The organism is Cytobacillus oceanisediminis 2691 (genome assembly GCF_000294775.2).
Classification (GTDB): domain Bacteria; phylum Bacillota; class Bacilli; order Bacillales; family Cytobacillaceae; genus Cytobacillus; species Cytobacillus pseudoceanisediminis.
The window spans coordinates 23256-49251 of record NZ_CP015507.1; the positions used below are offsets into that span (position 1 = coordinate 23256).

General features: G+C 37.6%; 30 protein-coding genes and 1 pseudogene. 21 read left to right on the plus strand and 10 right to left on the minus strand.

Annotated features, from left to right (window positions below; all coding sequences use genetic code 11):
* The first annotated feature begins 23 nt into the window (after positions 1–23).
* Both A361_RS27270 and A361_RS27275 read left to right on the plus strand, forming a co-directional pair.
* Positions 24–521, plus strand: coding sequence for an arsinothricin resistance N-acetyltransferase ArsN1 family A (locus A361_RS27270; protein WP_019381033.1), 498 nt, complete (start codon positions 24–26; stop codon positions 519–521).
* Positions 522–877: 356 nt separating this feature from the next.
* Entirely contained in the window at positions 878–1060 is a 183-nt protein-coding gene (locus tag A361_RS27275; protein ID WP_211202641.1) for a hypothetical protein, read from the plus strand.
* A gap of 216 nt (positions 1061–1276) precedes the next feature.
* Here the strand turns inward: A361_RS27275 and A361_RS27280 are convergent, their stop codons facing one another.
* Both A361_RS27280 and A361_RS27285 read right to left on the minus strand, forming a co-directional pair.
* Positions 1277–2248: an arsenic resistance protein gene (locus tag A361_RS27280; protein WP_019381031.1), complete on the minus strand. Its 972-nt coding sequence runs from the start codon at positions 2246–2248 to the stop codon at positions 1277–1279.
* A gap of 188 nt (positions 2249–2436) precedes the next feature.
* Positions 2437–2769, minus strand: a complete 333-nt coding sequence (locus A361_RS27285; RefSeq protein ID WP_019381030.1) for a hypothetical protein — start codon at positions 2767–2769, stop codon at positions 2437–2439.
* Positions 2770–3114: 345 nt separating this feature from the next.
* Here A361_RS27285 and A361_RS27290 point away from each other — a divergent pair, with 345 nt between their 5' ends.
* From A361_RS27290 to A361_RS27325, 8 genes are all read left to right on the plus strand, one after another.
* Entirely contained in the window at positions 3115–3498 is a 384-nt protein-coding gene (locus A361_RS27290) for a MerR family transcriptional regulator (protein ID WP_026041646.1), read from the plus strand.
* A 252-nt stretch (positions 3499–3750) separates the two neighbouring features.
* Complete coding sequence (locus A361_RS27295) at positions 3751–4095, plus strand: ArsR/SmtB family transcription factor (protein WP_019381028.1); 345 nt, start codon at positions 3751–3753, stop codon at positions 4093–4095.
* 14 nt (positions 4096–4109) lie between these two features.
* On the plus strand, positions 4110–5405 hold the full coding sequence (locus tag A361_RS27300) for an arsenical efflux pump membrane protein ArsB (protein ID WP_019381027.1): 1296 nt from the start codon (positions 4110–4112) through the stop codon (positions 5403–5405).
* 28 nt (positions 5406–5433) lie between these two features.
* Entirely contained in the window at positions 5434–5853 is a 420-nt protein-coding gene (gene arsC, locus A361_RS27305) for an arsenate reductase (thioredoxin) (RefSeq protein ID WP_019381026.1), read from the plus strand.
* Between the two features lie 90 nt (positions 5854–5943).
* Positions 5944–6297 (plus strand): arsenite efflux transporter metallochaperone ArsD, encoded by a 354-nt coding sequence (gene arsD / locus A361_RS27310; protein ID WP_019381025.1) that lies wholly within the window; start codon positions 5944–5946, stop codon positions 6295–6297.
* Between the two features lie 21 nt (positions 6298–6318).
* Positions 6319–8091: an arsenical pump-driving ATPase gene (gene arsA, locus A361_RS27315; RefSeq protein ID WP_019381024.1), complete on the plus strand. Its 1773-nt coding sequence runs from the start codon at positions 6319–6321 to the stop codon at positions 8089–8091.
* 13 nt (positions 8092–8104) lie between these two features.
* A complete protein-coding gene (gene trxB, locus A361_RS27320; protein ID WP_019381023.1) occupies positions 8105–9052 on the plus strand; it encodes a thioredoxin-disulfide reductase in 948 nt (315 codons plus the stop codon).
* Positions 9053–9066: 14 nt separating this feature from the next.
* Complete coding sequence (locus A361_RS27325; RefSeq protein WP_019381022.1) at positions 9067–9486, plus strand: protein-tyrosine phosphatase family protein; 420 nt, start codon at positions 9067–9069, stop codon at positions 9484–9486.
* Positions 9487–9894: 408 nt separating this feature from the next.
* Here A361_RS27325 and A361_RS30120 read toward each other — a convergent pair whose 3' ends face one another.
* Together A361_RS30120 and A361_RS27330 are read right to left on the minus strand one after the other, a co-directional pair.
* Positions 9895–10050, minus strand: coding sequence for a hypothetical protein (locus A361_RS30120; protein WP_019381020.1), 156 nt, complete (start codon positions 10048–10050; stop codon positions 9895–9897).
* 52 nt (positions 10051–10102) lie between these two features.
* On the minus strand, positions 10103–10429 hold the full coding sequence (locus A361_RS27330) for an ArsR/SmtB family transcription factor (protein ID WP_019381019.1): 327 nt from the start codon (positions 10427–10429) through the stop codon (positions 10103–10105).
* Positions 10430–10736: 307 nt separating this feature from the next.
* Here A361_RS27330 and A361_RS30125 point away from each other — a divergent pair, with 307 nt between their 5' ends.
* The 3 genes from A361_RS30125 to A361_RS27340 all read left to right on the plus strand — a co-directional run bounded on the left by A361_RS30125 (position 10737) and on the right by A361_RS27340 (position 12537).
* Positions 10737–10901, plus strand: a complete 165-nt coding sequence (locus A361_RS30125) for a hypothetical protein (RefSeq protein WP_157888620.1) — start codon at positions 10737–10739, stop codon at positions 10899–10901.
* Positions 10902–10939: 38 nt separating this feature from the next.
* On the plus strand, positions 10940–11383 hold the full coding sequence (locus tag A361_RS27335; RefSeq protein ID WP_019381018.1) for an ArsI/CadI family heavy metal resistance metalloenzyme: 444 nt from the start codon (positions 10940–10942) through the stop codon (positions 11381–11383).
* A 248-nt stretch (positions 11384–11631) separates the two neighbouring features.
* Positions 11632–12537, plus strand: coding sequence for an Abi family protein (locus A361_RS27340; RefSeq protein WP_019381017.1), 906 nt, complete (start codon positions 11632–11634; stop codon positions 12535–12537).
* Positions 12538–12932: 395 nt separating this feature from the next.
* Here the strand turns inward: A361_RS27340 and A361_RS27345 are convergent, their stop codons facing one another.
* Positions 12933–13604, minus strand: coding sequence for an SOS response-associated peptidase (locus tag A361_RS27345; RefSeq protein WP_019381015.1), 672 nt, complete (start codon positions 13602–13604; stop codon positions 12933–12935).
* 306 nt (positions 13605–13910) lie between these two features.
* Here A361_RS27345 and A361_RS27350 point away from each other — a divergent pair, with 306 nt between their 5' ends.
* From A361_RS27350 to A361_RS31060, 3 genes are all read left to right on the plus strand, one after another.
* Complete coding sequence (locus tag A361_RS27350) at positions 13911–14390, plus strand: restriction endonuclease (RefSeq protein WP_019381013.1); 480 nt, start codon at positions 13911–13913, stop codon at positions 14388–14390.
* A gap of 787 nt (positions 14391–15177) precedes the next feature.
* On the plus strand, positions 15178–15645 hold the full coding sequence (locus tag A361_RS30130; RefSeq protein WP_019381011.1) for a hypothetical protein: 468 nt from the start codon (positions 15178–15180) through the stop codon (positions 15643–15645).
* Between the two features lie 504 nt (positions 15646–16149).
* Entirely contained in the window at positions 16150–16344 is a 195-nt protein-coding gene (locus tag A361_RS31060) for an SRPBCC domain-containing protein (protein ID WP_257781703.1), read from the plus strand.
* A 209-nt stretch (positions 16345–16553) separates the two neighbouring features.
* Here A361_RS31060 and xerS read toward each other — a convergent pair whose 3' ends face one another.
* Positions 16554–17675 (minus strand): tyrosine recombinase XerS, encoded by a 1122-nt coding sequence (gene xerS / locus A361_RS27370; RefSeq protein WP_236888104.1) that lies wholly within the window; start codon positions 17673–17675, stop codon positions 16554–16556.
* Between the two features lie 251 nt (positions 17676–17926).
* Between xerS and A361_RS27375 the strand changes: the two genes are divergently transcribed.
* Entirely contained in the window at positions 17927–18400 is a 474-nt protein-coding gene (locus A361_RS27375) for an NAD(P)-binding domain-containing protein (RefSeq protein WP_257781704.1), read from the plus strand.
* A 306-nt stretch (positions 18401–18706) separates the two neighbouring features.
* A complete protein-coding gene (locus A361_RS30665) occupies positions 18707–18883 on the plus strand; it encodes a hypothetical protein (RefSeq protein ID WP_019381005.1) in 177 nt (58 codons plus the stop codon).
* A 427-nt stretch (positions 18884–19310) separates the two neighbouring features.
* Here the strand turns inward: A361_RS30665 and A361_RS31565 are convergent.
* Positions 19311–19636: pseudogene (locus tag A361_RS31565) on the minus strand (JAB domain-containing protein).
* A 918-nt stretch (positions 19637–20554) separates the two neighbouring features.
* On the opposite strand from A361_RS31565, the gene A361_RS31075 reads away from it, so the two are divergent.
* Positions 20555–20782: a hypothetical protein gene (locus tag A361_RS31075; RefSeq protein WP_236888105.1), complete on the plus strand. Its 228-nt coding sequence runs from the start codon at positions 20555–20557 to the stop codon at positions 20780–20782.
* A gap of 127 nt (positions 20783–20909) precedes the next feature.
* Here A361_RS31075 and A361_RS27385 read toward each other — a convergent pair whose 3' ends face one another.
* From A361_RS27385 to A361_RS27395, 3 genes are read right to left on the minus strand one after another with little or no spacing between them, the layout of a single operon-like run.
* Entirely contained in the window at positions 20910–21086 is a 177-nt protein-coding gene (locus A361_RS27385; RefSeq protein ID WP_019381003.1) for a twin-arginine translocase TatA/TatE family subunit, read from the minus strand.
* A gap of 12 nt (positions 21087–21098) precedes the next feature.
* The gene (locus A361_RS27390) at positions 21099–22268 is read right to left on the minus strand and encodes a ZIP family metal transporter (RefSeq protein ID WP_019381002.1); all 1170 of its coding nucleotides are present in this window, start codon (positions 22266–22268) and stop codon (positions 21099–21101) included.
* A 15-nt stretch (positions 22269–22283) separates the two neighbouring features.
* Entirely contained in the window at positions 22284–23297 is a 1014-nt protein-coding gene (locus tag A361_RS27395; protein WP_019381001.1) for a multicopper oxidase domain-containing protein, read from the minus strand.
* A gap of 185 nt (positions 23298–23482) precedes the next feature.
* Here A361_RS27395 and A361_RS27400 point away from each other — a divergent pair, with 185 nt between their 5' ends.
* Both A361_RS27400 and A361_RS27405 read left to right on the plus strand, forming a co-directional pair.
* The gene (locus tag A361_RS27400) at positions 23483–23851 is read left to right on the plus strand and encodes an ArsR/SmtB family transcription factor (RefSeq protein WP_019381000.1); all 369 of its coding nucleotides are present in this window, start codon (positions 23483–23485) and stop codon (positions 23849–23851) included.
* Entirely contained in the window at positions 23844–25979 is a 2136-nt protein-coding gene (locus A361_RS27405; protein WP_082919471.1) for a heavy metal translocating P-type ATPase, read from the plus strand. Before A361_RS27400 ends, A361_RS27405 begins: the two co-directional genes overlap by 8 nt.
* Positions 25980–25996 lie beyond the last annotated feature (17 nt).

Consider the following 25996-nt stretch of genomic DNA (forward strand, 5'->3'; position numbering starts at 1 on the left):
TCGGGACGAGTGGAGGAACTTTAATGATAAGTGAAGCAGTTGTTCGCGGAGCCAGGGAGTCAGATTTAAAAGCTATACTGGCTATATATAATCAAGGAATAGAAGATCGGATTGCAACGTTAGAAACAGAGATAAAAGATTCTTCATATATGAAAGAATGGTTCAAGCATCATAAAGATAGATTTAGTGTAGTGGTTGCAGAAGAGGGAAGAAACATAATTGGCTGGGCATCCTTAAATCCATATAACAATCGTAGTGCATATAATGGGGTTGCAGATATCTCAGTTTATATCTCCAGGGAATCCAGAGGCAAAGGCGTAGGAGGAAAACTTCTTTCCACTTTGGAAGCCAAAGCTAGAGAAAATAACTTTCACAAATTAGTTTTATTTACTTTCCCTTTTAACGGATTAGGGCAAGGGCTTTATAAAAAAATGGGTTTTCGAGAAGTGGGTATTTTTCAAAACCAAGGTGTTTTAGATGGAAAATTTGTTGATGTAATGGCAATGGAAAAACTTCTTTAATTTATAATGGCAATTTGTTAATAAAAGATGCAGCAAATATTTTAAGGGGTTCCCTTTAAGGGGTTTTACCTAAAATAACAAGGAAAATAATAGCAGAGCATTTCGTAATTGGCGAGGTGGTCTTTTTGTTGATAGGTAGTCTATTGTTAAATACGTTTATATAAAACCCCACTAATTTTAGTAGGAAAAGATTGTGCAAGGTTTATGTACACATCTTATAATCCGATTTTTATTGCAACTATCGATGTTAAAATGGAGTAGATTTTTAACTGAAAATGAGTTTAAATTTCAAAATTGATTTCCTATAGAGGTACAATTAATAAAAAGGAGTGATAATTGTGGTAATTCAAGAAAACATGTCCTCAAAGGCAATTGTTGAAGTCTGGGAACAAACAACAGATACTTTTAACAAATACAACATCCCGATCTCTGATGAAACATTGGAGACATTAGTAAACGAGTCTACTCTTTCTGTAATCCTGAAGGAATTAAACGCTGTTGTAGGTAGTTCAAGTGCAACTTGTATAGATGGTGGCTGACAAATGCCTTCTAAAAAGGAGTAGGCTACTTCTTAAACCAATATTGAATATTAAAAGAGCATCGACAGGGATGCTCTTTTTTTGCTGAAATTACAACTGTGTTACCCGATATTTTCCTTGCTAAAATTGTTGTTAAATTGGGTGTTTTTTTATTAAAACTCCCCCTAAAGAGAACCTGATACTAATTTCAGGCGGTTTTTAAAAAGACATATAAAATTAAGGTGATCCTTTACGTAAAAGTATATTTGGTACTAAACGAATATAAATTAGTTCACCTGCAAGTTCAACAATTGTTTGAGTCACAATTATTGCTGCTACTAATGTGCTTAAATTATCTGGTAAGGCTAAAGCAAGAGGAAGAACTACAAGTGAATTACGTGTTGTTCCACTAAAAATGAGTGCACGCCCTGAACCAATATCAAGCTTGAACCACTTTGCGATAATCCTAGAAATGATAGGCATAATAATCATAAAAGCAATATATATAGGAATTACACTAATAATTAGGTCAATATATGTTGATAATTTACCTATTTGAGACGATACAACAACAAAAAGAGTAAGAGCCATGAATGGAACGGGAAGCCATGCTGATTTATCTATTATTTTATTTCCAACAAGTGATTTTTTTGCATATATCTGTAGGACAATAGCAAGTCCTAAAGGGATAACGATAAGACCAAAAAATGATTCAAGGAATGGACCTGGGTTTACTATTTCTGCTGCATCATCTCCAATAAACAATAGTAAATACAAAGGTAGTAGTAGCATTTGAGTTATGAAGAGAATAGGCGTAGAAATAAGAATAAGCTTTTCATTACCACGCCCTAGAGCTGTAAAAACAATCACATAATCAATACAAGGTGTAAGTAAAACTAAATAAACCCCTAGTAATAACGGTGGATATTCGGGTAATAACTTTGATAGAAGCCACACCACAATAGGAACTGCAATATAGTTAACCGTTAATAAAGCCCAAATAAAACGACGATTAGCAAACGACTCTTTTAAAGAAGTAAAAGGAATCTGCGAAAACATGCTATACATTAAAATAGCAATGACTAAAGAAATTGTTGCATCTAATTGTGATCCGAAATCAGGAACTATTAATCCAAATCCAGCTGCTATCATTAGTACAATGACATATAGCCAAACTTGATTGTTTTCTAATTGTTCTCTAGAAATCATGATTTGGTTGCTCCTTTTTATTGTCTCCTAAACAAACTTTCTGCATTGTTGTTAATAAGAGGCTTATGTAATAAGTGATAGTTAAGAAAATATTTAATTTGGACAGGAACTTTTACTTAATATTATCATAATTATTATTTGGTTTATTCTAAAAACCCCTAAACCGACAAGGTTTAGAGGGAGAGGGATTAAGGTAAGTGAAATTCTTTTTTTAGTAGATTTTTGACTTCTTTACTTCCTGTTAGTTCTAATCTTATCGAGTCTGCTTCTCCACTTACATAAAGTGAGAACCTAATAAATGGACAGCATCGATTCTCATAAGAAATCCATTCAGCAATTCTTAATAGCAACGACGATTGATTGGGATAAATAAAAGTATATCCAAAAGGAATTTCCTCAACTGAGCGATTTTCGGTCAACTCTCTTCGTAGCTCAACATAATGATTCCTTTCTTCTGCATTATAGGATCCAATATTGCAAACTACATTTGATAACCTTTTGCAACAATTACATTCAGCCATATTATTAAGACCTCCATTATGAAATTATCTATGCTTACATGATCCTGAATTATAATTACATCCTGTATTTGTACTACACGCACCGATCTTTTAAAATATAAAAACAGCTAAGGACAAAGCGGTTAGTAAGAATCCCTAATTCGAAAAAAACCAAACCGATTCCTAATACCCCAGTTAATCCAACTAAAAGGAAAGGGAACGCACAACAAAGTGCACATAACTCAATGATCCCAAAGCCTGCAAATATATTTTCAAAGAAACTCCACCTTTAATATTTGTTTAAAGTGTAATACTTAAAGTAAACTTTAAGTCAAGAGGTGATATTTAGATGGGTTCTTTTTTTCAATTGGAGAGTTAGCAAAAAAAGCTAATGTTAGTCCTTCTGCTATTCGTTTTTATGAATCAATAGGAATAATGCCAATACCTACAAGGGTAAGTGGACAGAGACGCTATACAATAGATGTTTTGCACCAACTAAAGTTTATAAAAACTGCTCAGTTAGCAGGTTTTAGTATTCAAGAAATAACCGTACTTTTGGAGGGATTCGATAGCAAGGATACTCCATCTGAAAGGTGGGAACAAATGGCGTTTACCAAGTGTGTTGATTTAGAAAAACAAAAGAAGCATATTGAAGAAATGTTAGAAGTTTTAAATAATGGTTTAAAGTGCAAATGTCAAACCTGGTCAGAATGTTTCACTAAGGTTAATTCAAACGCTACTTGTAGTTAAAAAAATTTAATAACTTTATTATAACCCCGTCATAAAATTATAACGGGGTTATGCACGTTTAAGGTTTAAAATTAAATAACTGTATTGGAACTTTATAGCCCTTTGTTTACTAATCAGTTAGAGGGTCACCACTAATAATTTAACTTAAAAAAAGCAAACTATAAGTAAAGGTTTTGCAAATAAGAAAAAAAGCATTTACTTATATAAGTGAATTATTATATACTGATATCGAAAGTCGGAGGTGAACACAGGATGAAAGTTTCTACAGTTGAAATCGATAAAGCAGCAACCATCTTAAAATTATTAGGCGATAAGACACGACTAACTATGGTGAAAATTCTAGACAACAACGATTGTTGCGTATGTGAATTTGTGGAGATATTTAAAATGAGCCAGCCTGCCATCAGCCAGCATATTCGGAAGTTAAAAGATGCAGGCGTGGTAAGGGAAGCCAGGAGAGGTCAATGGATTATTTATTCACTGAATAAGGACAGTGACTACTATCCAATGGTGCATAACCTGCTGGATCACCTTCCAAGCCAGGATTATAAACTAACAGAACTGGAAGAACAGGGACTAAGAATTTCTTGTGAGTAAGAGGGGGTATCACATTGACTCAAATTGTATTAGCATCGGTGATATTTTTGATCACCCTCATATTAGTAATATGGCAGCCTAAAGGTTTATCAATCGGATGGTCTGCCTGTGGAGGCGCTATTCTTGCCTTACTTGTGGGAGTAGTTGACTTCAATGATGTGATAGATGTTACATCGATTGTCTGGAATGCAACGCTTGCTTTCATTGCCATCATTATCATTTCACTTATTTTAGATGAGATTGGATTTTTTGAATGGGCAGCTCTCCATATGGCAAGAGCTGCAAAAGGAAACGGAGTAAGGATGTTCGTGTATGTTTCCATATTGGGAGCTTTGGTTGCGGCATTCTTCGCGAATGATGGAGCAGCATTGATTCTGACGCCAATTGTTCTTGCGATGGTAAGAAACTTGAAATTTGAAGAAAAAATGGTTTTTCCATTTATCATTGCGAGCGGATTTATTGCCGATACGACATCACTGCCTTTGGTTGTCAGCAACCTTGTTAATATCGTTTCGGCTGACTTTTTTGGAATCGGGTTTGTGGAATTTGCATCCAGAATGATTATTCCAAACTTCTTTTCACTAGCAGCAAGCATCACCGTCTTATACTTATACTTTAGAAAAAGCATACCGAAGAATTATGATTTATCACATTTGAAAAAACCAGCTGAGGCGGTTCGTGACAGCAAAATGTTCCGTTTGTCCTGGCTTGTGTTAGGAATCCTATTAATCGGCTATTTTGCAAGTGAATTTATTGGCGTTCCAGTTTCCATTATTGCAGGAATTGTAGCGATTTTCTTCCTGCTAATGGCGCGCAGAAGCCCAGCAGTTAATACGCGTACCGTTATCAAAGGCGCACCTTGGGCCATTGTGTTCTTCTCCATCGGAATGTATGTAGTGGTTTACGGGCTGAGAAACGTAGGTCTTACTAATGTGTTGGCTGATTTAATTCAAATGACAGCTGACCAGGGATTATTTGCGGCAACCATCGGTATGGGATTCATTGCGGCCATTCTTTCATCTGTGATGAATAATATGCCAACCGTTATGATTGACGCACTGGCTATTGCTGACACCAATACTAGCGGTGTGATCCGAGAAGCACTCATTTATGCGAATGTCATTGGATCTGATTTAGGTCCGAAGATTACACCGATTGGTTCCCTTGCAACCTTACTATGGCTTCATGTGTTGTCTTTAAAGGGAGTTAAAATCTCCTGGGGTACTTACTTTAAAACTGGCATTATATTAACCATTCCAACATTGTTCATTACATTGGTTGGTCTATATATTTGGTTACTGATCATTTAAAAAAACTTACCTAAAGGAGAATCTCAACATGACTAAAAAAACAATCTACTTTCTATGTACAGGTAACTCTTGCCGCAGCCAGATGGCTGAAGGTTGGGCAAAGCAGCATTTAGGTGATGAGTGGAATGTATATAGCGCAGGAATCGAAGCACATGGTTTGAATCCAAATGCTGTAAAGGCAATGAAAGAAGCTGGCATTGATATTTCCAATCAAACTTCTGATATTATTGACCCTGAAATCCTTAATAATGCTGATTTAGTTGTCACACTTTGCGGAGATGCAGCTGACAAATGTCCAATGACTCCTCCTCACGTGAAACGCGAACACTGGGGATTTGATGATCCTGCAAAAGCAGAAGGAACAGATGAAGAAAAATGGGCGTTCTTCCAGCGTGTGCGTGATGAAATTGGCGACCGCATTAAAACGTTTGCCGAAACAGGGAAGTAAAAGAAAATAGCCAAGAGAAATCACTCTCTTGGCTATCCTTTCATCTTATATATAAGTATATGCTTATTTAATTGTAAGGGAGCGAAAATCATGAATAAAATTGAAATCTTTGACCCTGCACTATGCTGTCCAACGGGTGTGTGCGGTCCGAGTGTAGACCCAGAACTAACCAGAATGGCATCGGCTGTCTTCGCATTGGAGAAAAAAGGCTTTGATATTAAACGATACAACCTGGCCAATGAACCAGCTGTGTTTGCAGACAATAAAGAGGTAAATAAGGTACTCCATGAAAAGGGACCTGATGCACTGCCAGTCACGTTATTAAACGGAGCAGTCGTGAAGGAAGGCAAGTATCCTTCAAACGATGAACTTGCACAATGGTTTGAAGTGAAAGTGGAAGATCTCGCTCTTAAAAAGCCAAACGTAAAATTCAAGCTGATCTGAAAATAGGAAGGAGGAAGATGCATGTTTCAACCATTTGATACAAGGGCGGTAACGAATACGAAATTTCTTTTCTTTACAGGAAAAGGAGGAGTAGGGAAAACGTCAACGGCTTGTGCCTCGGCTGTCAAGCTTGCGGATGAAGGAAAGCGGGTTCTGCTTGTCAGTACGGATCCGGCATCCAACTTGCAGGATGTTTTAGAGGTAGAGCTAACAAACACACCTATGCCTGTGCCTGGGGTTTCGAATCTTTCTGCCTGTAATCTTGACCCAGAGGAAGCAGCCCGCGCTTATCGGGAAAAGACGATTGGACCTTATCGCGGCAAGCTCCCAGATTCAGTTGTGGCGACAATGGAAGAACAGCTATCAGGTGCCTGTACGGTTGAAATTGCCGCATTTGATGAATTCACTAGTTTGCTTTCAGACGCCTCCGTTGTAGAGGCTTATGATCACATTATTTTTGATACCGCACCAACAGGCCATACTCTTCGTCTCCTTCAGCTGCCAACCGCCTGGAGCGGATTTTTAGAAGAAAGCACGCATGGTGCTTCATGCCTGGGACCACTCTCAGGACTTGCGGAAAAGAAACAGATTTATTCCATTACGATGGACGCTCTTGCTGATTCGACCCAAACCACATTAATTCTGGTGGCAAGACCAGATGAATCTTCTTTAGTTGAAGCAAGCCGTGCTGCCAAAGAATTAAAAGAGATTGGCATCAAGAACCAGAGTCTGATTATAAATGGATTAATGCAGTCCCATATTCATGATGATGAGGTTTCAGCGTCATTCTTCCATCGTCAGCGGAACGCCTTAAAACGGATGCCAGACGATCTGAAGCAAGTGGCGACTTATTCACTGCCATTTGTCTCCTATTCCCTTACAGGGATTAAAAATCTGCGCTATTTGTTTAAGCAGTTTATCCTTCCGCAGACTGAATTGGCTATGGAGCAAAATTTGATCAGTTTGCCTGGACTAAGTGAAGTCATTGAAGATTTTTCTTCTACTAATACAAGAGTTATCTTTACAATGGGCAAGGGTGGAGTCGGCAAAACAACAATGGCCTCTGCTATCGCGGTCGGCTTAGCAGAAAAAGGTCACAAAGTCCATTTGACCACCACGGATCCCGCAGCTCATCTCGAATTTGTCTTCCAGAATAGCCAGCTGAATCAGAACCTGAGCATCAGCCGCATCGATCCAAAAAAAGAAGTTGAGGCGTATAAAGCCGAGGTACTATCCAATGTAAGTGGTGAACTGGATGATGAGTCTTTAGCTTATATAGAAGAGGATTTAAATTCCCCATGTACAGAGGAGATTGCAGTATTTCGGGCTTTTGCAGAAGTCGTTGAGAAATCGAAGGATGAAGTGGTGGTCATTGATACCGCTCCATCAGGACATACCCTCTTGCTGCTGGATGCGGCTCAGTCCTATCATAAAGAGCTTGCGCGCTCAACGGGTGAGGTGCCTGAAAGTGTCAAAATGCTGCTTCCAAGGTTAAGAAACCCAAAAGAAACAGGAGTCGTGATTGTTACATTGGCTGAAGCAACTCCTGTACTGGAAGCTGGCCGTTTGCAGGATGACTTAAAACGAGCAGATATTACGCCTAAGTGGTGGCTGATTAACCAAAGTCTATATGCAACAGAAACAAAAGATCCTGTTCTAAAAGGAAGAGCAAGTGCTGAGATCAACTGGATTGAAAAAGTGACCAATGAGCTAAGCGAAAAATGTGCCATTGTTCCATTACAGAGCGAAGAAGGCTCTGGACACCAGGAATTGAAGAAGTTTATCAACCAATAGCGGAGGGATTAAGATGGAAAAGGTCGTCATTTTAGGGACAGGTCCAGCAGGATTAACAGCAGCCATTTATTTAGCGCGTGCAAATATGAAGCCAATAGTGATCGAGGGTACGCAGCCAGGAGGACAATTGACGTTAACAACCGAAGTAGAGAATTTTCCAGGGTTTACAGACGGGGTAATGGGTCCTGAATTAATGGACAATATGCGAAAGCAGGCAGAAAGATTTGGAGCTGAGTTTAAAAGAGGGTGGGTAACTGAAACAGATCTTTCCAAAAAGCCATTTACACTAAAAGTGAGCGGTTTAGGAGAAATACAGACGGAAGCGCTGATTCTTTCCACGGGTGCATCCGCTAAACTTCTAGGCATTCCTGGTGAATTAGAAAATATTGGACGGGGAGTCAGCACATGTGCGACTTGTGACGGATTCTTTTATCGCGGCAAGAAAGTGATTATCGTTGGCGGTGGGGATTCGGCTATGGAAGAAGCCAATTTCTTAACGAAGTTTGCTTCAGAAGTGACCGTTGTTCACCGCCGTGACGAACTTAGGGCTTCAAAGATTATGCAGGATCGTGCCAAAGAGAATGCGAAAATATCTTGGGCGCTCAACAATACGCCGATTGAAGTGATATCCGATGGAATGAAAGTGACAGGCTTAAAAGTTCGAGACAATGTGACAGGAAAAGAAGAAGTGATCGAAACAGACGGGATTTTCGTTGCGATTGGACATACGCCAAATACGGCTTTCCTCAATGGACAAATCGAAACGGATGAAACAGGCTATATTAATGTTGTACCTGGAACAACGGAAACCAATATCCCTGGCGTTTTTGCCTGCGGTGATGTACAAGATAAGAAATACCGCCAGGCAATTACAGCTGCAGGAACAGGATGCATGTCAGCACTTGATGCCGAACGGTACCTAGAAGGAACTCCAACACACGATTGGAGCAAATCACTATAAAAGGCGGGAGCATCATGACAAAAAACTATCATGAATTAATAAAAGATCGTATCTACATTGGCGGAGCCGATGATGTAAAAGAGATGATGAGAAATGAAAAAGCAGATGTAATTTTCGATTTGCGGGCAGAGGCTCCAGAAGCGGACTATGATCGGATTCATAGTCCTATTGTGGATGATGCAGAAAATCAGGATGGATCCATTAAGCAGTCTATTGAGCATGTGGTGAATGCCTATAATGAGGGGAAAAAAGTGTACTTCCACTGTGCGGGAGGAAGCAACCGCACTGGGACTGTTGCAATTGGATCATTGTTATCGCTAGGAAAAGCTAAGACAATCGAAGAAGCAGAAGAGATGGCGAAGGCCGCACGTCCTAAAATCAATGTAAAACCAGAAATGAAAGAGTCCCTTCATCGTCTTTTCCCCAATGCTTAATGATAAAATGGTTTGAGGCTTCATTGAATATAAATTAGGGGTGAGGAGAACGTGAATATTACAGATCAGGCTCGTGATTTCTTGAAACAGTTATTTGAAGAACACAATGCCAAAAACGTACGTTTTTATTTTGCAGGCTTTGGCTGAGGACAGCCAAAGGTAGGACTGGCTCTGGATGAGCCAGGTGAAGAGGATAAAATTAGTGAGATTAACGGCATCACAGTGGCAATCGATCCTAACATTGAAAACGTAACACAAAATCTTGTTTTGGATTTTAGCCAGGAAGCGAATGGACTTGTGCTATTAGGGAATGAAAGTGATTGCTGCTAGGATTATTAAAGGAGCTTGGTGAACACCAGCTCCTTTAACTTTTCCTCCAAAAATTACTCCAATTCATTGTTATTCATTCTAGCATTCGCAAATGCAAACACATTGATTTTGTTTGCTTGGTTCTGAGGCTTTTTTTACTGAAGAGAACTTCGTGACAAGTTTTCTAAAAAAGGATTCCTCGTTTGTTTCCTGCTGTTTTGTTTTAATGATCAATTCATAATTGTAATAATCCATCTTTAACTCCTCCTTATTAATCAAAAAAAGTTGATATATATTTTAAAAAAATTTAGCAGCAAGTAGGTTTAAACAAGCAGCATAGCTCTGACGATAATAGGTGATTTAATTCTTCTTGATTCAGTTCGTAAAAACTCCAGGTGCCTTTTGTTTCTTTTTTGATAATATTGGCATCCAGTAAGATCTTTAAATGATAGGACAGTTTGGATTGGCTCATTTCCATTAGTGGAGCGAGATCACACACGCACATGGAGCCGTTCTGGGTTAATAAATTCATAATTTGAAGCCGCTTTTTATCTGCTATGGCTTTAAACTTTCCCTCATAATGCTCAAATAGATGGTCCATTGATTGATTTTGGTTTGTTATTTCTGATTTCATTGCATCCACTCTTTCTTTAATCAAAAATTCTTGATGAGTTAATCATATATCCAAAATTTTCATATGTCAATTTGTAAAATCAAAATAATTTGATTAATAAGCAAAATAGATGATTATCATAATGTTAATTTTTCAAGGTGAGGATTTTCATTAATTCAGATTTGAAATCCATCGATAAAAACTATTAACTACTTAAAAAATAATTAATCAAATTATTTTGATAAATCGGTTGCATTTAGAAATAATTGCTAATATACTTTAATTATAAATCAAAAAAAATTGATTTAAAAAAAGGGAGCTGTTAAAGATGAATATTATTAACAAGTTTACTGGCAAATCCTCTAAGTCATCTGGCTGCTGTGATAATGAAATCAAGGAGGCAACGACACAGGAAGACCACTGCTGCGGAACTTCGGAGGTACAGTCTTCCTGCAGCGGCACATCTGATGAACAACAGACCTCTTGCTGCTAATATAAAAAAATCTTAAAGGACCTAAAGGAGCGATTAGTATGAAGGTACATGTAGGAATTAATGTAACGGACTTAAATCAATCAATTGAATTCTACTCAAAAGTATTTAATACTGAACCAGTAAAAGTAAAAGAAGATTATGCAAAGTTTTTACTTGAAGATCCAGGTCTCAATTTCACCTTGAATTTAAAGGATGAGGTTTCAGGAAACCAGGTGGGGCATTTTGGTTTTCAGGTCGAAAATCGGGAAGAAGTTGTCCAACACAAAGAACGATTAGAGAAACTCGGTTTCTTTGCCCGTGAAGAGATGGATGTTACTTGCTGCTATGCTACGCAGGATAAATTTTGGGTGACGGATCCAGACGGAAACGAATGGGAATTTTTCTATACTAAATCTGATGTGGAGTCAATGAAGACTGATTCCTCCTGCTGTACGCCGGAACCAGTCAAAATTGAAATTAAAAATTCTTCGTGTTGTTCATAACAACAAATAAAAAACTGAGAATCTCAGACCCGCCGAATATTTATTTATTCTTTAAATATACTATTGACTTCAAGAGTCTTTTTAGATAACAAAAAAACAGCTCAGAAATATATCATTTAAACCTATCTAAAGTGGTATTTTGTTGACATTCGTGGTCAAATCAAATATTATAATGGTAACAGAACCCACCACGCCTCTTATCAATGCGGACCAAGGTGGGTCATTTTTTATTTAAGGAGAAAATAATTTTGACTTCTGAAAGAGATAAGTCCAAAATAAAACCACCTACTACGTTTAAAGAACAAGTAGAGTTATATAAGGGTAGAAAACTTTACATTGAAGATTCAGAATATGCCGAAAATACCCTGCAGCGTGTTAATTATTATCGACTAACAGCTTATGGACTTACTCTTAAGGATCCACTAATAAAAGATGATTATGTAGCAGGTTCATCATTTAATAAAATGCTTTCAATATATGATTTTGATCGTCGCTTACGTTTATTACTCTTAGGAGCAATGGAAACCATTGAAATTGCCTTTAGAACGCATATCTCCTATGAAACAGCACATAAATTCGGACCTTTGGGATATAGAGATAAAGAAAACTTTATTAATGAAAAATTCCATCAAGATTCATTATCCGAGCTAGATATGTTAATTGAAAAGAGTCGTAGAGGTGAGCTGTTTGTAGAACATCACTTCAAAAAATACGACGGTGAATTCCCAATTTGGGCTGCCATAGAAGTCACTTCTTTTGGATTTCTTTCTAAATTTTATCGAAATCTAAAAGAAGATTTAAAAAGACATATAGCAAAAAACTATTACAATGTCCCTTATCTTTATATGGAAAGTTGGCTACAAACTTTATCCAACGTCCGTAATGTTTGTGCTCATTATGGCCGACTATATAACAAGCAGCTCACATTCAAACCTAAATTATTCAGGGATGAATTTAAGCATTTTAGCAATCAGTATATATACTCTGGTATTTATATAACTGAAAGATTACTAACCAGAACTGAAGGAAATAGATTTATTACGGATCTGGATGCTCTTATATCTGAATATGAGTCAGATATTGACTTTGTTCATATTGGATTTCCTTCAAACTGGAAAAAACTTTTGGAAAAAGCAAATAAAAAAAAGCCATAATCCAGGAGAGTGAATAAATCACTCTCCTTTTTCCACGTTTAATGACATGTTTTCTAATCATTGGATGGTGGTTTTTATTTACTATGGTTTTAAAAAATGATGCGATAGTGTACAAAAAAGGGTTATACATATTAAACATGAATAATGTGTATAACCCTATATTTTATGTGCATTTTTTTAATTTGGGTATTGATAAAGCTCACCATCAAGTTCATTGCTTCATACGTAACCATCAGCGGCACCCCCTTTCCTTAATGGATTGGAGGAGACCGCTGCCCACCCTGCGTTTGCTGTACAAAAAAAGTATATCATATGGGAAGTAAGAGTACCTATATTAAGAAAGTACCCTTAATGATTTTTTGAAACGGCTAATTTAGCCTAGTATGATGAAGATGTTACAAGCTATTCAATGGGGCAAGAATATCGGCTATATTATTTTTGGGCGAATTCACCATAGTAGAAACAGGATACAAATCCATTTCTTCTGCAGGATAGGGGACCAGAAGTGATTTTAGATGCTCAGTGTCATCATTTTTCGGATTTAGCCATAAATCATAATCATCCTGGTGTAGAATAACTGGCATTCGATCATGAATTTCCTCAGTGACAGAATTTGGTGTAGTTGTTATAACAGTACAGCTATGTAAAGGCTGTTCTCCCTTCTTCCAAGTTTCCCATAACCCAGCAAAGGCAAAAGGTCTTTTATCTTTCATGATAAATCGATAGGGTTGCTTGGTACCATCATCTTTTCTTTTCCACTCATAAAATCCATCGACCGGTATCAATAACCGTCTTCGCTTGAATGCATGTTTAAAACTAGGCTTCTCATCGATTCCTTCAGATCGAGCGTTGATCATCTTATATCCAATCCGCTCATCTTTCGCCCAGAACGGAACTAATCCCCATTTCATCGTTCCACCTCTTCGATTTTGGCCGTCGGAAATAACCGTTAAAATTCTTTGGCTTGGGGCAATGTTAAAGCGAGGAGAGATTTCCTCAGAAATTTCAAAGTCAAAGTATTGCTGCAAAGCTGAAATATCTTCAGCAAGTGAAAATCGTCCGCACATATAGTAAACCTCCTTATTATAGTACTTATGATTACCAATAATTTTGAAAATGTAAACTGTATTCATTTAAATAATCAGTTACTCGAAATAGGAGATGGAGCAATATTTTATGAAGGTAAGAAGAAATCTTTGAATATTTTCCATTTAAGTTACCGATACCTTACTATATGGAGGCGGTAAAATGTTATTAGTCGAAATAATGATTGCTGTAGTATTAATTGCAGCCTTTATTCAATTCCAAAGAGTAAAAAGGCAAACGAATTATAAGACTACTTATTAGCAAGTCATATTGATAGCAGTGAAGAGATGAAAAGAACTTTAGCTATGGGGTTGTATCTTAGGTTTAGGAAAGAATTTGAGGAAGATAAAAACTCTATAAAGGAAAATTCGATTTTTATAAAACAAGACCCTTTATTGTTTGAATCCTTTGTTGCTGATGTTTTTGAAAAAGCAAGGGGAGGTAGTACCTGGGTATCACCACCAACTGGTGACTTTGGAGTTGACTTTGAACATATTACTAAGGAAGGGAAATACTTAGGTCAGATAAAATGTTATAAAGGTGATCTAGCATTTGACTGTATTGCTATAATTCATTCTAATATGGTCAAGGATGGGGCTATAGGTGGATATGTTGTAACTACAGGGTCCTTTACTAAAAATGCTAAAGAATATGCAGAAGAATTAAACATTGAATTAATTGATGGTGTTAAGCTTGTTGAACTTTGGTTAGCTGGATTAGAATATGCTGAGCAGGAAATAAAGCAAGCATTACCTGAGTATGTATAATTTAAGCCCTTCTCAATTTGAGAGGGGCTTAAAAGTTAAATATTATGCAATTTATTGATTGCGCAAACACTTTAATTTCAGAACCTACATATGTATATCGAGCATGCCCATCTTTAATTGTAATGATTGCCACTTCCTTCCCATGCATTACTCCACGCAATTTTTTTCTTGGTTTTAAAGAAAAGCAAGCTCAATGTTCATCAGATTCCACATTCTTTAATTTCTCATTAAGTTGGTTTACATTCATAAAATCAACTCCCTTTATGTAATAATTTGTCATAAAGAGGGAAAGTCCTTGTGTCTATTATGTGAAAAAATTAAAGCCCCCTTTAGGGAGCATAAAAAGGCAAATTATCCTCAGGTAAAAGAGGTTGGATTTTCTTCACAATATCTGTAATATCATTCACTTCATTCCAGGTAACTTTTTCGATTATTGTTTCTCTTTGGCCAGTTTCCCTTTTTTGATGTTGTATCAATCATAAGCGACTACCGCAACCGCTAAGTTGGGATCTTCTTTAAAGTCACGATTATTAACAAAAAAAAGCCCCCTGACTTGAGCCTCTATTGCCCACAATATTGAGCTGTGTTTCAATAACTACTTTCATAAATCCTCACTCATTATTATTTTATGTGTCTCCAGTATTCTTTCATAAAATCAAATGTTAATGAGCCGGCTTGCTTAATTGAATAGGGAGGGGTTCCAGGGTATTTATTTCTATTGAAAATCAAATTCTAATTTTCAATTGTAAACGTTATAATTAAGAAAAATGGAAAAAGGTGTTAGTTAGTGTATAAAATAGTATATTTAGCGTTTGCTGTTGTTCTTCTATCCGGCTGCAACTCAAGTGAATCAGAGAGCAATATAAATGTGAGTGACAATATAGAAGAGGATTCCTATGAAGAGGGTAGAGTAAAAGCAGATACCTATTATGAAGAGTATGAGATTCAGGAGGAGGATGGATTAATAACAGAGGAATTTCTTGAAGAGGGTTTTGAACCAATTGAAGAAGAATTTGATTACGAGATAGATTATGGAGATGATGAGATTGGCTCCTCGGAATACTATGATACTTCTACAGAAGATTCATCTACTCAGGAGGGTTCTTCTGCCGGAGGCTACTATAACCAAGAAGCGGTTCAGATCGTGACTTGGATAATGATGGATCATGGGATTATAAATCAGGGGGAACAGACAGGGACTTGGATAATGACAACATGTGGGATTTTCAATCTGGAGGATCAGATCGCGATTTAGATAACGATAAAATGTGGGATTATCAATCCGGAGGTTCCGACAGAGACTTAGATAATGACAACATCTGGGATTATGAATCTGGAGGATCAGATCGCGATTTAGACAATGATAATTACTGGGATAAATAATCAGCCAATTCATTAGGGAGCGGATAACAATGTGTAATGTATGTAGAATAAAAAATAGTACCACCGTGGGGTCAGTTGTAATGAATGTAAGGAGATGCTCTTCCAGAACAGCTGGAGACAAAGGCAAACATTTAGCAGATAAAGAGGTCTTGTTTTATGTTACCGAGGTTGCAACCAGGGGGGAGGGAATTTATGGCCACGTTATTAGAAAAGATTCCGGTGAATTATGCAAAACGAGGGCACACATTCGAGATTGTGAATTTCTAAATACTACATTTAAGTGGGAGAATGGCATATTATCCTAGTTTTTTTTTTAGTATAAAAATAGAATGTTAATGTATGGTGACCTATCTAATTTGGCTCAATAGGTTGTAAAATAGAGAAACTCATTCCTCAACAAGAATTAAACTATCAATGGAAGGGTCCTGATCAATTCGATGAACTTATGAACCATGGTGAATTGACACTGGTACAAGTAAGCTTCAAAGAAATTGATGAAAATACAACAGAAGTAAAAGTAAATCACACTGGGTGGAAAAATGGAGAAGAGTGGGATCAAGCATATAAGTGACATGAGATGGCATGGTCCGGTGTACTAAGCAGCTTAAAATCTTCTCTTGAAAAAGGTGAAGGTGAACTCTGCTGCCAACCAGAGTAATTTAAAATATTAGAAAAAAGCCTCATAAATACATCGTGTATTTATGGGGCTTTTTTTCACATTAATAGGAATCTTTTCATCATTTGGCCAGCATTTTACATTATTTAATCCCCAATGGATTTCTATTTGTTCTTTCTTCGTTTATCTAACAACTCTGAAGCTAACCTTTGTTTTTCCCTTGTTGTGTTTATATACAAAAGAGAAATATCAGATTGTGTATGGCCTAACTGATTCATGATTAAAGGGATGTCACCACCGGTTTGCTCCGCTAAATTAGTCGCATAAGTGTGTCTAAGTTTATGTGGGGACATACGCTTATCAAAAGACTTAGTGTATTTATAAACGATATCTTCAACAGCACGGTTAGTAAGCGGTTGTGGATTGCCCTTTAAATTTTTCACAAAAATATACTCATTTTCACCGTCGCCAGCTTTATATTTTTCTTTTCTAACCTCTAAATACGCCTTGACGTCTTCAAGAGAGGATGGGGTAATAGATACAGTATCTTTTTTTCCTCCTTTTCTAATAACGCTAATCTCTTTAGCACTAAAGTCTATATCCTTAATTCTCAAATTTGTAAGTTCATTTACGCGAATACCACTACCCAAGAATAGAGAGAGGATAGCAAAATCTCTCTCTTTATCACGCTTGAAATATCTCATTTGAGCAGGGGATAGGGATTCTGCATACTCATTTTGAACATATTCAAGAAAATCTACATCCTTGTCTTCAATAAAAATCTTATCGGTAATTTTTTTTGCCCGTTCATTCAATGTTTCTGATACCTTTTTAATAGGAATCTTCTCCATCACATTTCTTTCAAAATATGGCTTCCCAGCAGAGAGCTCAGCTTCAACTGTCAGGTATTTAAATAATGATCTAAGGGATGATTTATGCCTATTAACGGTCTTTGTGTCTATTTTCTTTGTTTCATCATCTTTATTAGAAACTTTATATTTTTTTCTAGAAACGAACTTGAAATAGTTATTGGCATCATCAAGTGAGAGGGTTTCTAATGCATCAACAGGGATGTCCTTCATTAAATCTGATTTAACAATTCCTTCAGCAATTAACCAGCCGAAAAACTCCTTAAAATCTCTAACATAATTAAAAAGGGTTAGGGGGGAGCGGATGTCTAATTTATCATCAACGTATTTAACCACATAATCGGGCATGTCTTTTATAAGTACTTCTAACCGATGCTCATAGTATTCATGCTGTTTAGTAATAGCCAAGAGGGACACCTCACATTACAGTTTTATTAGGAAGGCAATCGCCTCAAAAGAGTAATTTTTTGCGTTAAGTTTATAAGACCTAGATATAGAACTAGAGTTCGTGTTTCTTTAATTATAACAGTAACTCATGTAAAGTGCGAACATACTTATATTTTAGTTTTCTTTTATGATTACTATGTAACGGAAGTAAATCTTGTTGTCTTCTTATTTGTTCCAATACACTAGGTACTGATGGAGGGGCGAGCAATACAGTTTAACAGATAGATTCTCATTCAAGTTGCCGTGCTTATTATCAGGGGACAGCTGCAAATCAGAAGGAAAATTTATTTTTTCTTATGTTCGATCAGGGCAATGAAATAGGTGAGAGCTGGAGAAAACGATATGATTCCTTAAAACTGTTTAAAGCATGTTATTTCAGTACTCTTTCAAGTTTATCTTTAGGTGGTGATCCCAATGGTTATACAACTAAAGATGAAATCAGTGACTATTTGTTGCATTATGCAAAGGAGTTTCCCCTTCTGGTAAAGATTCGAACAGTTGTACAAGACTGGATAAAGCAGGGGATTGTTTTGTTCTGTACACCAGGCAGGGGGGAATACCGAAGCAAACAGGTGATAGTTGCAATAGGTCCTTTCCAGAAGCCAAATATACTCGAATTCTCAAAATTCCTTTCGAATGAAGTCCTTCCTCTACATTCTTCAGAATATGAATGTCCTTTTCAGCTTCTGTTGTAGTTTGTTATTACCATATAAAAGGCGGCTAAGATATACTTGTATTAGCATTTCTATTTACACTTCGCTTCATTTCAACTTTTTAATAAATTACACCAATCAAAAGGAAAAAGAATATAAGGTAGGTATAGGATGCCAACAATATGTTAACAAAACCTTCAAGGTAGTTGCTATTTAGGAAATGTTACAATCTATATCAACAAACAACTTAAAAGGGATCTTCGATTAAAAATCCTTTATTAATTTAGATGACATAGGCATGCTCAAATTCAAACCACGTAAATATATATATCTAAGTAAAGTTATCTTATGGAGGTATGTGTATGCATAAATGTCGTTGCTGCCAAGGAACAGGATGTTGTCGTTACTGTGGCGGTTCTGGTATGTGCTGCTGTTGTGGTGGAAGGGGATGTCACCACTGCCAGACAAGTGGATGTTGCCCGTGTTGTCATAGTGGCAAAAGATGTGGTTGTTGTGGTGGATTAGGTGTTCAATCAATATAAAGTTTAAAAAGCTGGTTTTATCCAGCTTTTTGTGTTTTATTGCCGATAACGCAGATTAATTATTTCGTTGAAAATAGCAGTAAATTAAAACTCGCATTACAATCATTAGAACGATTAACGCTTTTTTATGAATTTACGTTTGTAGGTGACCGATAATCAAAGTTCCCTTTTGAGGTGGATTTTTTTCACTAAAGGGTGAGTGAAAGAATCGTCTTGACTATTTAGGAAGAGAGGATCAAGTGGCATTTCGAGATAGGGGGATATACAGTGGTTTAGAGAGGGTATTGCAGAGGCTTGATGAAGTCAATAAATGATCTATTTGGAAACTAAAGACAAGGGGTTGGTTAGAATTAGTTTTTATGATCTTGTAGGTGTTGAAATCGATGAAGAATAGCGCGCAATGCAGCACGCTATTTATGTAAAATCAGATTTATTTTGGCATCGTATTTATTTATGAGGCGTCCTCTAGATATAAATCCTTCTTCCCGAAAACTGAAGTAATCGCCTTCTGCATTGATAATTATATGGTCTTGGAGGGGAATGTCTAGAATTTTTCCAGCTTTTAATAATGTTTGCGTGATTTCGAGATCCTCATGTGACGGATTAAGTTTAGTGGATGGATGGTGTGGGCAACGATGATCTTCCTAGCATTATTTAGGATGCAGGCTTTAAATACTTCTCTTGGTGAAATGAGTGCCCAGTCTAATGATCCTATATGGCAGTGGTGAACGGCGATGACGTTTTGGTTTGTATTTTAGCAAAGGACAAGGAAGACTTCCCTGTCATCATCCCCAAAAAAATAATGGGCAATACGGCTGGCATCCAGTGGTGAACGGATAACTTCAATTAATTCATTTTGAATTTCTTTTACAACTTGTTTGATTTTATAATAACTTCATATATTTTCTTCATTTGTAATCCCACTTTTAGAATGATATCAATATTCAGATTAGATAAATTTTTATGGAATGTATATGATGAAAGTCACAAATAGGACAAGTTAATAGAGATTCTCCAAACCAATACAGAGTAAAGTGGGTAAGGTAATATATCCTTTCAAGTGATAATCTCCAACAATAAAGGACTTATCGGGATGTCACTAACTATGAAAACCTAAGAAAACAAGAGTAATCAGCTGTTTTCGCTTCTTTTATTGAGGGAGGTAAGTGCAGTAAGGTACAGTACACTAATCCTTGGACTGGCTAAAGGGATTACACATGATTTTGAAAGAATTACGAAAAAGAAACCAACGAAAATTAAAACATATATTAAGGGTTATAGATAGAAATGGATGTAAAGTTATTTTCAATTATCGGGCACTTTTTCTAAAGTTTCTAAAGCTAAATTTCCTACTTATATACACCCAAGAAATTAACTTTTTATATTGATAGCAAATCTACTGATGAAATGTAAGAATACCTAATTCTAATTTTATATTTCATAATTCAATGCCTATTAAAATTAACATGGCAAGTGAGTTCATAGAAAAAACATAAATAAAATATCAGCCATCGCGTTATTGAAAAGGTGCACAGTTATTGGAACATGATAAAAGGAGACGTGCTATATATGAAAAAAGCCATTTTTTTGCATGTGTTTTATTTTTGCTGGCAGGGTGTTTAAAGGAGAATGACGCTGCCGAAAAAGTCCTGAATTGTTGGAGGTTTCAGTTGACATTCCAGAAGTGATACAAGCTAATCAAGAGATTGTCATCCAGGCAGCCGTTATACAGGGGAAGGAAAAAGTTGAAGTCGCCATTGAGGTTAAGCTGGAAGTGAAAAAAGCAGCTCAGATACATCAAAAGAAATGGTTGGGGAGCATCAAGGCAAAGGTGTTTATTCCATTACCACGATTTTTCAAGAGACGGGGACCTATTCGGTAACAGCGCACGTGAGGGCAAGAGGGTTGCAAAATATGCCTACCAAAGAATTCACGGTAAATGTAGTAAACAAATAAGTAAGTGCAAAAAAGGTGGTCCAGGATCAAATCCATTGAACCACCTTCTCTTTTTATTCTTTTTCTTTGCCCTTAGGGGTATCATCTTCCATTATACCTTTGGTGGACTGTTTAAATTCCCTAAGTGTGGTTCCAACTGCACGCCCCAGTTCAGGAAGCTTCTTCGGCCCAATAATAATTAATGCAAGAACAAAGATTAATAGCGCCCCGCTTACACCTATATTCGCCATATGTTTCACCCCTTAAAATTTTACAAAGAAAGCTGTGAAATACATAATCAATATCCCGATTGTGAATCCTGCGAAGTTCTTCCATGAAACAGCAGGTTCAAGATTTTTCCTCTGATCTTCAATCAACATTTTGGTGATCACGTAAATCACCTGTAAAATCGCACCTGCGCCTATTCCTAAAAAGACAGCTCCCCAAATAGGTGAAAAAACAAACCCGCCGAACCAGGTACCCAGGATGGCAGGAGCGCCTGCAATAGTTCCCAGTAGCAAAAAGGTGCGGAATTTAGGCTTAATCTTTAAAAGGGGAGCGGCTATACCAATCCCTTCCGTGATATTGTGAAGAGTGAAACCAATCACCAAGAATGTTCCTAAAGCCGCTTCGCCCAGTGCAAAGGAAGAGCCAATTGCCAAACCTTCCCCAAAATTATGAAGTCCAATTCCAATTGCCATCATAAATGCAACCGCAAATGGAGAATATCCTGCTCGTTCTTGTTTTCGGTGCTGGTATTGATCAAATCCTATTAAAAGAAGGAAGGTGAGAACAGTTGTGATAATAACGACCATGTTGCCCTGGAACACAGAAGGTGCCTCTGCTCCGATTTCGAAACCATCAAATAGTGTTCCAAAGAATAAGAATAATAATAGCCCAACCGTAAGCGCGAGAATGGCATTAATCCAGCTCTTTTTTAAACGCTTCATAAATGGATACCATAATAAACCAAGAGTAATGGGGACAATTCCTACATAGAAGCCGATAAACCCATAATTCAATACATTAACCCATGAAAATTCAGGGGTCAAAGTAGCTGCCTCAATACCTGCTTCTGTAATGATTCCATTTTCTGAAACTAATAGAATAGTATGGGGGTCGCCTTCAACCCAAGGATAGGGTATCGTGACTTTTCCCTCCTGGAATCGTTTAAGAGTTGGTCCTGGTTTGATGGAGAAGTTCCAAACAGAATCATCGACGATTACCTGTGATATGGTCAATGCTTCGGGTCCGGTATTACTGACATCAAGCTCAAATCCTGAAGGGACCACTTTGATTTGCTCAATATTCAATACTTCAATGGGAGCAGCAGGATCTCGTTCCACCCCAGCTCCATTTTTAAAAAGCCATCCCAATACCATAAGCAATAGAACAAGCGGGATAATACCTGATAAAAGCCATTTTGATTTCATCATTTACACTCCTCTCTATTCAACTTCAAAGAATCCCATCCAGCCCAGCTCAGCAAATTCGCTGACATGGGCATGAAACATATACTTCCCCTTATAAGGGAAACGAATCTCTAGGATCCCGCGTTCGCCTTGACATTGCATAATGGTGTCTGTGAACTGAGATGGGTTTTCATTTCTCCCTGTCGGAATATAAGTAAAATAATTCGCGTGCAAGTGGAAAGAATTGAGCAAATCAAATTCAGTAAGGTTGCTTAAGTAAATTCGGACAAGCTCATTTCTCTTGACTTTTATGGGATGATTCATAAAAGCAAAAGCATATCCATTCACCGTATAAAATTCGTTTGCACCATCCAAATCTAAATCATAGGCATTCATGACCATATTTAATTCCAAAGCTTGCTCCCTTGGCGTTTTCGGGTCAATTATAAAATTTCCGTATAAGCCTTTATGAATATGGCGGGCTAAAGGCAGCACATGGCAGTGATAAACCTGCAAGCCATAGGGCTTTGCCTCGAATTCGTACGTAAAGGATTGCCCTGAAGCGATAGGAGTTATCCCATCCATTTCGGGTGGGTGGATCCCGTGAAAATGAATGGAGTGGGGGTGGCTTCCCTTATTTGTAAAGTGAAATCTCAAGAAATCTCCTTCTGTGCAGCGAAAGGTTGGTCCAGGTATGGTTCCGTTATAAGTCCAGCCAGGAAACTTAATGCCTTTGGCAATTTCAATTTCCTTATCGACGGCAACAACCTCGTATTCCCTTAAAGTCCGTCCGTCAGGCAGCGTTGTCACTTTCCCATAATCAAACTCGGTCAGGAGCTGTTCAGCCATTTTATAGCCTTCTGTTTTTGCTGTGTCCTTCATGTTAGTGTGGTTAGCAGCATGATTATTATGTTTTGCTTTCCCGCTGTCAGCCTGAACCTCAGTTGTGAATGGCGAAACGTTATTTAAGTACATGCTTCCTGCTATCCCAAGTGCCCCAGTAGCCCCCAGCTTCAATACATCACGGCGGGATATCTTATTTTCTGACATTGTTTTACCTCCTCTTAAAAAGTTTCCTTAATCCAAAAATATTAGTACTTGCCAATAATTTATGACAAGGACAACCTTTTTGTCAACAAACATTTTACGAAAACATTCAAATAATTATTTGACCAAATAAAAGGAATTACATATACTAATAATCAAATGATTGTTTGAGTATGGAGGGGTTTAATTTGAAACAAGATGATGTTTGTGAAGTTACCTGTGTGGATGAAGAGAAAGTAAGGCGTGTTAAGGAATCGGTAAAACAGCAGAATACCTTGGCTGTTTCTCAAATATTTAAAGCATTATCTGATGACACTAGAGTAAAGATTACTTTTTCCCTATATGAAGAAGAGGGGTTATGTGTCTGTGATGTTGCGAATATCGTCGGATGTACGACAGCAACCGCATCACACCATTTGCGTTTGTTACGCAATATGGGACTAGCGAAATATCGAAAGGAAGGAAAACTAGTTTTTTATTCGCTGGATGATGATCATGTCAGACAGCTTATCCAAATCGCATTTGCACATCAAAAGGAGGTGGAGAACTATGAATGAAGCTTTAACGAAATCAGATGAAAAAACGGTCTATCGTGTGCAGGGATTCACCTGAGCAGGCTGTGCCACAAAGTTCGAAAAGAACGTAAAACACCTGGATGGTGTTTCTGATGCAGTTGTAAATTTTGGTGCTTCAAAGCTTACCGTACATGGAGAAGCAACCATTGAAGAACTGGAGAAGGCGGGAGCTTTTGAAGGTTTAAAAATCATCCCTGAAAAAGAGAGATTCGTTGAGAAAAAGGTTCCTTTTATAATAAAACACGCAACTGTGATTGCATCCTTTGTTTTTCTTATTCTTGGATGGGTTTTTGTAAAAATGAATGGGGAGGACAGCATCACACCGATTTTAGCATATGGTGCATCCATGTTAATTGGCGGGTATCGCCTCTTCACAACAGGCTTGAAAAATCTCCTTCGCCTTCAGTTTGATATGAGAACGCTTATGACTATCGCTGTCATCGGTGCTGCTTTTATTGGGGAATGGGGAGAAGGAGCTACTGTCGTAATTCTTTTTGCGATTAGTGAGGCTCTAGAGACTTATTCTATGGATAAAGCCCGTCAATCCATTCGCTCCTTAATGGATATTGCTCCCAAGGAAGCCTTAATCCGAAGAGGAAATAAGGAAATGATGATTGAAGTGGATGATATTCAGATAGACGACATTATGATCGTAAAGCCTGGGCAAAAAATTGCGATGGATGGAATCGTGGTAAAAGGCTTGTCTTCCGTTAATCAGGCGGCTATTACGGGGGAATCTGTCCCTGTTTCAAAAACACCAGATGATGAAGTGTTTGCAGGAACCTTGAATGAAGAAGGTCTCCTTGAAGTCAAGGTGACAAAGCATGTGGATGACACAACCATTGCGAAGATTATCCATTTAGTTGAAGAGGCTCAGGCTGAGCGTGCTCCGTCACAAGCTTTTGTGGACAAATTTGCGAAATACTATACGCCGCTTATTATTCTTGTAGCATTAGGGGTTGCCGTTATCCCCCCACTGTTTTTTGGAGCCGATTGGGATACCTGGATTTACCAAGGATTAGCTGCACTTGTGGTTGGATGCCCTTGCGCGCTTGTGATCTCAACTCCTGTTGCGATTGTAACAGCGATTGGGAGTGCTGCAAAAAATGGCGTGCTCATTAAAGGCGGCATTCACTTGGAAGAGATGGGAGCAATCAAAGCCATTGCCTTTGATAAAACAGGAACACTAACAAAAGGTATTCCAATGGTAACAGATTATCTTCCACAGTCTAATACAAATTCGGCAGAACTTTTGTCTATTGTTGCAGCGCTGGAAAAAGGATCACAGCATCCACTGGCTTCAGCTATCATGAAAAAAGCGGAAGAAGAAAAAGCGCCATACCAGGACCTCAGTATTGAAGATTTTTCTTCCATTACGGGTAAAGGAATTAAAGGAAACTTTCAAAATAAGATGTATTATGTTGGAAGCCCGAATTTGTTTGAAGAACTATTATCAAACGGCATTCCGGCTGCATTAAAAACAACAATTGCCCGCCTTCAAAATCAAGGAAAAACCGTCATGGTGGCAGGAACCTCAGAAGAAGTATTGAGTTTGATTGCCGTTGCGGATGTGTTAAGGGAAAACAGTAAAAATGTTATTGAAAATCTTCATTCTTTGGGAATTCAAAAGACTATTATGCTTACTGGTGATAACGAAGGAACCGCAAACGCGATCGGTGAACAAGTTGGCGTATCGGATATTAAAGCTGAATTATTGCCGCAAGATAAATTAACGTTTATTAGAGATCTTAGGAATCAATATGACCGAGTGGCAATGGTCGGTGACGGCGTGAATGATGCCCCTGCATTAGCTGCTTCTACGTTGGGGATTGCCATGGGAGGAGCTGGAACAGATACGGCTCTTGAAACAGCGGACATTGCCTTGATGGCAGATGACCTTGGAAAATTGCCGTTTACAGTTAAGTTAAGCAGGAAAGCACTTAGCATCATTAAGCAAAACATTACGTTTTCATTAGGGATAAAGCTTGTTGCATTACTACTGGTCATTCCAGGGTGGCTGACGCTTTGGATTGCGATTTTTGCAGATATGGGTGCGACTCTTATTGTCACATTAAACGGCTTGCGACTTCTCAGAATTAAAGACAAATAAGCTAGGAGCTTCCCGTT